7 protein-coding genes and 1 pseudogene are annotated in these 7127 nt (G+C 40.0%); all 8 read right to left on the reverse strand.

All coding sequences use genetic code 11. The features are described from left to right. A pseudogene (locus WMO75_RS18335) lies at positions 1–329 on the reverse strand (hypothetical protein); the annotation flags it as partial. A 2-nt stretch (positions 330–331) separates the two neighbouring features. After that, positions 332–1279 carry a ParM/StbA family protein gene (locus WMO75_RS18340; RefSeq protein ID WP_005424183.1) on the reverse strand — a complete coding sequence of 316 codons (948 nt, stop codon included), beginning with the start codon at positions 1277–1279 and terminating at the stop codon, positions 332–334. 118 nt (positions 1280–1397) lie between these two features. After that, complete coding sequence (locus tag WMO75_RS18345; protein ID WP_005424184.1) at positions 1398–1961, reverse strand: hypothetical protein; 564 nt, start codon at positions 1959–1961, stop codon at positions 1398–1400. Next, positions 1934–2122 (reverse strand): hypothetical protein, encoded by a 189-nt coding sequence (locus WMO75_RS18350; RefSeq protein WP_005424185.1) that lies wholly within the window; start codon positions 2120–2122, stop codon positions 1934–1936. The genes WMO75_RS18345 and WMO75_RS18350 overlap by 28 nt, the downstream gene beginning before the upstream one ends. Positions 2123–2488: 366 nt before the next feature. Next, entirely contained in the window at positions 2489–2851 is a 363-nt protein-coding gene (locus tag WMO75_RS18355; RefSeq protein ID WP_044925425.1) for a hypothetical protein, read from the reverse strand. Between the two features lie 85 nt (positions 2852–2936). Next, entirely contained in the window at positions 2937–3875 is a 939-nt protein-coding gene (locus WMO75_RS18360) for a DUF1848 domain-containing protein (protein ID WP_349078690.1), read from the reverse strand. Positions 3876–4636: 761 nt separating this feature from the next. Beyond that, a complete protein-coding gene (locus WMO75_RS18365) occupies positions 4637–5812 on the reverse strand; it encodes an ATP-binding protein (RefSeq protein ID WP_319638505.1) in 1176 nt (391 codons plus the stop codon). Then, the coding region (locus WMO75_RS18370; RefSeq protein WP_349078692.1) for a transporter substrate-binding domain-containing protein at positions 5773–7127 on the reverse strand (1355 nt) is incomplete at its 5' end. The genes WMO75_RS18365 and WMO75_RS18370, both read right to left, overlap by 40 nt.

A 7127-nucleotide genomic window follows, 5' to 3' on the forward strand; every position in this document is an offset into this window, starting at 1 on the left:
TGCAAACTCTTTTCCAACAGCTGCTGCTCTGAATGATCTTTCTGTATATATGTCCCGTTATCATTTCCAGCATCACTTGCTTTTGCTACAACTGCTGTTTTTTTATCATTTTCTGGCTTTGCTTCTGGTAACAGCTGTTCAGCATCTATTTCCGGAAACACATACGAAAGCAAACTTTTGCCGGACATTTTCCAATATGCCAAAAATGCCCGTACAATGTATTTTGCTTTATTATGCCCACAGGAATTTAAATACTTTACAACCAGCCTGTGCATTTCATCTGTTTCATCAAACCGAAGATTAAAACGATATTCGTCTTTCTTTCCCATTTTTAATCCTCCCGTTCTTTAGCTTCTATCTGAAACTGCAATTTGTATCCTTTAGCATTTGCCTTAGGATCATTAATAATAAAATACTCCCCTTTGAAGCGTTCCCAGACTACCTTGATAATTTCAGACACCAGAATGGCTCCTCCACCCATGAATACAGTCTGTGTTGTTCGAAAGTCAATGCCAAGCTCACGGAACGTTCCGAGCAATTCCGTTACATATCCAATCGTTACCTCCCGGACTCGTTCTTTAAGTTCCTGCATATATCCTGTGTTTTTTCCAAGAATGATGTTATCAATATCTTCTTCATCAAGTGCAATGCTGTATTTTTGGCGTATAGCAGCCCGAATTCTGCCATACAGACATATCACGCCACTTTCCAGAGAATCAACGTGTTCCTTCTCCAATCTTCCGTATCGGAGGATCATATAATCCACCGTAAACCCACCAATATCAATAACAAGAACTTTCGGAAGTTCGGTCAAATGACGTCTTGCTGCCAGCACACAATATGCAGCATAGGCCTGCACATACACTTTCACCTCATGAATCAAAATCTGATAAGAGGTACCGCCATACTTAAAGCCAACCACTTTGCCATCTCTTTGGAAATACTGCTGAAACTTTTTTCGGTACTTTCCGTAATGTGCCGGTGGTAATCCTACCAGAAGTTCTATCTCGATCAGCTCATTAGGTGCTAAAACCGCCTCTTTTTTCATCGTATCCAATTCTTTTGCAATGGCAATCAATGTAAGAATGTAATAGCGATCATCTTCTGTCTTGTCTTCCATGTAAGATATCCTTCGGTTTGTTGTCCTGTAATATTTTCCACCAAATTCAATCACTTCATCGTTTTCTCCAGGAATCGTATCCAATACATCTATTCCTGAATTAAATTCATAATGTTCTGTTTTAATCATCTTATTACCGGTGTCAACTGATATAACCATATCTGTTCTCCTTTCAAAATTCCGAATTTTTATGCGTCTTTTTGTACGTCTTTTCAGCTTCAATATAATTTTTTCGGAATTTCTGTGTCAACAGAATCGCAGAAAAATTTTTTGTACCTCATATTTCCTGAAACTCTTCGCTAAACTGCTTCATCATTTTTTCACATTCACCTTCACAGCCCCAAAGTATACTTCCAACTGCCTCGAATGCCTGATCTCTCCACCGGAAATAAGTAGTTCTGTGAACCCGTGTAAGCTGAGGACAATGTGGTTCCAGTTTATCAAGGATTTCCTCTACATTTTCTGCTTTGTAAGCCGACATATAACTGTAATAGAGCACCCAATAATATCTCTCGCCCTGCGGATGATATTTTCTCATCAGATCAACGGACTCATCCATCAGTTTTAGAAATTTATTGGAATGATTAATCGACTCCACCCGTTCCTTTTCACTTGCAAGATCCGTATCTACATCCATGCCCGCCTGATATAAACTGTCCAAAAATTTATCTACATCGGTTCCATACTCTAACTGAAAATGTCTTTTGACCTGATTAATCTTAATCTGCATTTTCCAATTTACCGAACGATAAATTTTAAACAATTTCTCCACGTCATGATATGCCGTATTTTCTTTTCCCTTAAATTCCTCTGTTATAATGCCTGATCTTCCTTTTGGCATTTCTTTCCACCTTTCTTTCCATATTTTTCATTATAGAACCTCTCCAGTTCAGCATCTGCCTCACTCGCCTTGACCAGACAGCAATATAACCCCGTAATAACACATGCCAATACTACCAAAATCACTAAAACTATTTTCCAGATAATAAGCATCCTCCTCATCAATTATTTTCCCCTCTGTATAGAAAGAATAAAAAAAAGTACCATTTTCTGTAAAAAATAAAATTTTTTTGCAACTTTTTTAAGATTTTTTTGAAATCACACAAAAAACTGCTGTTATCTATGATTTTCACCTATAGATAGCAGCAGTTTTAAACAATTTGATTCTTTTCCCAATAGTCTCAATGCCAACAATCATATGAATTTTTCTAAACTTTATGCTCTGGAGCCTGACTAATACTTTTGACAGTTTTCCAAGACGTAAGAAGTAAGTGATATGCTTTAAAGTACAATCCGACGCCGTTATCTTTAAAACACACAATATACAATTCTCCATTACATCTGAGAATTTCTACCTCATGAACAAATCTATTTGATTCCACAAGATAGGCCGTATCTCCCGCTTTCATCTTCTCTCGCTCCTACACTTAGTATTTCATTCATTCTTTCTAAAATCAGAAGACCTTTATGATCCACAAACGTTTTATCAGAGGCATTTTCAGGAATTTCTTCCTTTACAAGCATTGTAAGCAATGCCGTACAGAGCTCATAATCAGCTTCCGGAACACGTTTCAATTCTTCCACCAAATCAATCGGTTCTGTGATCAGATAGTCCGTATAATTGCTTTTCCAGTCTCCTGTTGCAGCTAATAATCTCTCATACTGGTCCTCATACAGATTTTTTTGATTCAGCAATAATTGAATTTTCTTTAGTTTTTCACTTTTTCTCAATTTACTACACCGCCCCATTTTTCGAATGTATGTTCTTTCTTAATCTTATCACATTCTCTTTCAATAAGCCAGCTCTAATTTATTTTCATATAAAGAACCCATTCAAACTAATCTGTCCATTTATCCAGCTTTTCTGCACCTTGTCATTTGGCATATCATCACCTATCAAAAATGCTGATTTCGGATTATGATTTATACGATTAAGGCGCACACTTTTTTCATCATAATTTGCATAACAATACTTGCACATATGCGGACAACTATTATAAGCACCAATATCATTTCCCAAATAACATGCACACTCTTTTCTAAGGAATTGTTTTTTCGGCATGTCAAGTGACATATGAATGGCATTTTCATAAATCTGCTGTGTCATACAGCCATTACAGTCTGCTCCAAATGCAGCAAGTTCCGTTCCCTCCCCACAAGGCCGCAAAATCATTTTGTGCTCTGTGGCAATACGTGTCATACGTTCCCCAAGATATTTTCTCTGCTCTTTGGATACCATTTTCACTTCTGGAAAATTCCTTTTTACTTTCTGGTATAAATCAAGAAAACTTATCACGCAATTTTTTGTATACCCTTGTAAAGCCGCAGATATGCCCTCAAACTGTTCCAAATGATACTTGACAGTATATTTGTCATCGATAAAAATCGGATCGTATCTCCAGCCAATATGCTCTTCTCCTACAATTTCTGATATCTGCAGAAATGCTTCAATGATTTTTCTTTTACTTACAATTGTTTTAAATAATCCTGGTTCGATGTCTGCTTCATATGGAGTGATTGTGATATACCAGTATGTCCTGTAAGATTTCAGCAAATCCATATACTTCAACATAGGGACTGGATTTTTTGAACAGAATACAATCAAATCAACGACTTCAGGATCAAGGCTATATTCTGTAACCTGTAAAGGATCATAGGGATTTCTCACTCGAACATACCCTTCACGGATTCTATTTGTAAACCATTCGGAATAAAATGCAGGTATATCGGTTCTCATACTTGCATGTATAATCATCCTGCGCTCTCCTCTCGCGGAAGATAAATATTACAATATTATTACAAAAAATCTTTTATGAAGCAGACATTATTTCCGTCTGAAGCATAAAAGATTTTTTTAATGGTTGTATTAAATTTAACTTCATATTACTTAAAAAATAGATAATTGCAAATTCGTTTTCCAATGCCATGCAAATTTAAAAAAAAATGTTTAGGTTGTTTTCCGACGATAATTTTGACCACAGTCTTGTTTCTACTCAGGCATATTTCTTACCACTGAGTACCACTTATCGTTAAATGCTCATAAGTTCAAAATTCTTATAAAGCCTGTATTTATGCGGTTTTTCAACAATACCGAAATTTCACTAATGCATCATAGGGCTCATACCTTTACTACTCATAAAACTCCTTATTTCACACGGCTTTACGCCGCCTTTATCTTAAAGCTGACCATGTTTTGACACAGTAGAATGTTTTATGACTGTGTCAAAAACATGGTCAGACAGTGGTTAGTTACATTTTTTGAAACTTATTAAGTTTAACATAAATAATTAATGAGTTCAAGGTATCGTAATGAGAAAAATTTAGGATTTAATTCTGTAATAAAAATGGCGAGATGCTTATCGTAACACCCCGCCAGGCATCCACTTACACAAAATTTGTATAATCAGATTCTGTTCCATCTTTTATACTGTCAACAATTCAGCATTTTTTATAAATTGGCATATCAGGCATTGGGGACTAAATTGTTTATCTGTCCCGATGCCTCGCGATCCTTTTTTACTCTAGTATCCCCCCAAGTACCTCCAAGAGCTCATCCACCACGATCGGTTTTGCCAGGTGTCCGTTCATGCCTGCTTCCAGGGAGGTCTGGCGGTCTTCGTCGAAGGCGTTGGCGGAAACGGCGATGATCGGGATCTTTGCGATGGCTTTGTTTTCCAAAGAGCGAATCTTTCTGGTGGCGGTGTAGCCGTCCATAACTGGCATCTGGATGTCCATGAGGATGACATCATAAAAGCCTTCCGGGTAATAGGTGACTTTTTCTACGGCAATGGCACCGTTTTCAGCAGTATCTACTTTGAAGCCAGCCTCTTCCAGAATGGCAGTGGCGATTTCACGGTTCATGCTGTTGTCCTCCACAAGAAGGACTCTTTTGCCGGCAAAAAATTCCGGCGAACAGGAAATTGTCTTCTGTTCTTCTGATTTCTCTGGTGCTTCCGCGATCCTCTGACACAGCCGGACGATGATCTCAGTTCCCTTGTTTTCCTCTGATTTGATATCGATCGTTCCACCCATGGCATCTACAAATCCTTTGATGATCGTCATTCCAAGCCCGGTTCCCTGAATGCCGCTGATCGTGGAGTTTGCCTGACGCTCAAATGGCTCAAAAATCTTCTGGCGAAATTCCTCACTCATGCCGCAGCCATTGTCTTTGACATGGATCTCATAATTTCCAAAATTTTCCTTTTCACAGGGTTTCTGTATGATCCGCAGGGAAATGCTGCCACCAGTTTGGGTGTACTTCACCGCATTTCCAAGAAGATTGACCAGGATTTCCTTTACACGCAGCTTATCACAGTAAATATACATATCCTGGACCTGCCAGATATCAATGGAAAATTCCTGCTTCTTCGCCAGAGCCTGATCCCGGATGATGATATCTGTTTCCCTTACGATATCCGCGATGCTCCAGACACTTTCATCCAGCTTTGTCTGCCCGCTCTCAATCCTGCTGATCTCCAGTACTTCATTTACGATCCCCAAAAGATGATTTCCCGATATCTTTATCTTTGAGAGATAATCCTGTGTCTTTTCTGTATCACCGCCCGCCTGGATCGCCAGATTTGTAAAGCCCAGCACTGCATTCATCGGTGTCCGGATATCATGGGACATATTCTGCAGAAATACTTTTTTGGCTACGGATGCCTGCTTTGCTGCGCACAGAGCTTTCTCCAGAAGTTCCTTCTGTTCGCACTCAAAAGTGTGCTGTCTGCCTCTCCCGAATTAACTGCATCAATACACGCCTCGATCCCATCATACATCACGATCTCAGCATCCGGATAATTCGCCAGTGTATACCAGTACTGACGGAGATTATTCTGATTTACCGCAATTCTGGAAGTAACCTCATTATCATACGGCTCGCGGTAAACGAGTGCTATCGGAAACGCAACGACAGCAGAACTCTGCACAAATTCTTCCTGCTCTGCATACCACTTTCCATCACTGACAGGCATTACAAAATCCACTTCTCCGTTTTTCAGGCAGTCCAGCATTTCCTGCTGGTCATCAAAGCATCTGTAAATGATCTCCGGATCATAATCACCGGAAAGTGCATCAAACAGATCCGGTACGATGTCCGACACAAGGCCGGTCGCAGATCCGTCCTCTGCCTTATCGCAGTATGGCAGATAGTCTGCCAGGTAGCCCACCGTTATCTGAGCATGTTCCTTCATCCACTGCTGTTCCTGCTGCGAAAGAAAAACACTGACCGTTGTTTCTGTATAATATTTGTTTCGCAGCTCATCAACTTCCACCGCATCCTGCTCATTCATAATGGACATTGCCATATTCAGTTCACTGAGCAGATCCTCCCTTTCCTTTGCAGTGCACAGATAAAAAAGCTGCTTGCCGATCTTTTCGACAGGAGTGATACCAGAGTAAGAAGAAACCACATTATCGGCACTTACAAACCCATCGATCTGCTGTTCATTAAATACCCTGGCACATTCCGTAAGATCCGAATAATATTCAATCTCAATATCGGCACGGTGTCTGGCTTTCCATTGTTCCAGTGCTGCAGTCATACGCTGATCGCCTTTGAGCGTACCAATCTTCTTGCCACTGTATGAGGCAATGTCGCCGCACTGCATGGAGCTATCATCCGTATCCTTATAAATATAAAAAGTCTCATTCAGCATTTCACTGTCCGGATAGCCGATCTGATCCACTCTGTCCTCAGAATAAGCCACACCTGCCATCAGATCGATCTCGCCGTCCTTCAGCTTCTCGAACAGTTCATCCCATTCGCCATAAACATACTCATATTTCCAGCCTGTATAAGATGCAAGTTTCTGAAGATATTCGTAACTGTATCCGCTTTTTGGAGCCCTGTCATCCATACCTTCCTGAAAATTATTCGAAAAATAATAGCCTACTTTTACGGTTTCCGCACTTTGCGCAGAAACATCTACAGATCGAGTAGGAGACGGCTTTTGCCGCCGACCTCTCACACCACCGGACATGCGGTTCCGCATCCGGCGGTTCAGTT

The organism is Blautia intestinihominis (genome assembly GCF_040096655.1).
Lineage (GTDB): Bacteria > Bacillota > Clostridia > Lachnospirales > Lachnospiraceae > Blautia_A > Blautia_A intestinihominis.